Genomic DNA, 694 nt, shown 5'->3' on the forward strand with positions numbered 1-694 from the left:
CTGCTCGCAGACCGCCGCGCGAAAGCCGCGCGCAATCAACTTCGCCAAATACTGGTCGAGTTGATGATGCGGAAAGCCAGCCATCGGGATCGGATTTTCACCCTTGTCCCGACTCGTGAGCGACAGCCCCAACTCCCGCGCCGCCGTCTTCGCATCTTCGTGAAACAGCTCGTAGAAGTCCCCCATCCGAAACAGCAACAGCGCATCCCCCGCCGCCTGCTTGGCGTCGTGATACTGCTGCATCATCGGGGAAAGGGCCATCGAACTATTTCACTCGCAGGAAAACCGAACTGCATTTTCTTTGCGCCTTCGCGCCTTTGCGTGAGACCCTCTTGGTTTAGATTTCACGCAAAGGCGCGAAGGCGCAAAGGAAAAACGGGAAGGACTGGGACTAACAGCACGCCATGCTACCAGCGCACGGGCGTCGCCCTCAACCAGTGCCGGGCGGCGCGGCGATTACCGCGGCGCCTTCCGCGCCTCGGTCAAAAACGGCCGCAATTCTTCGAAGAAATCGCCAGCGTCGGCAAACTGCCGGTAGACGCTCGCGAAGCGGACGAACGCCACTTCATCAAGGTCGCGCAGGTGGTCCATCACCAGTTCGCCCAGCCGCCGGCTCTCGATCTCGTTCTCGAACGTCGTGTAAACGTCGTTCTCGATCGCCGTCACGGTTCGCTCGATGTCGCGATCGCTGATC

2 protein-coding genes are annotated in these 694 nt (G+C 60.4%); both read right to left on the bottom strand.

The window, feature by feature from the left end:
* Window positions 1-261, bottom strand: a 261-nt coding sequence (locus tag JNK74_28950) for a DNA mismatch repair protein MutS (protein ID MBL7650210.1), incomplete at its 3' end; no start/stop codon positions are given.
* 195 nt (window positions 262-456) lie between these two features.
* On the bottom strand, window positions 457-694 hold a 238-nt coding region (locus JNK74_28955; GenBank protein MBL7650211.1), incomplete at its 5' end, for a transcriptional regulator NrdR.

The sequence above is a fragment of the Candidatus Hydrogenedentota bacterium genome, assembly GCA_016791475.1.
GTDB lineage: Bacteria > Hydrogenedentota > Hydrogenedentia > Hydrogenedentales > JAEUWI01 > JAEUWI01.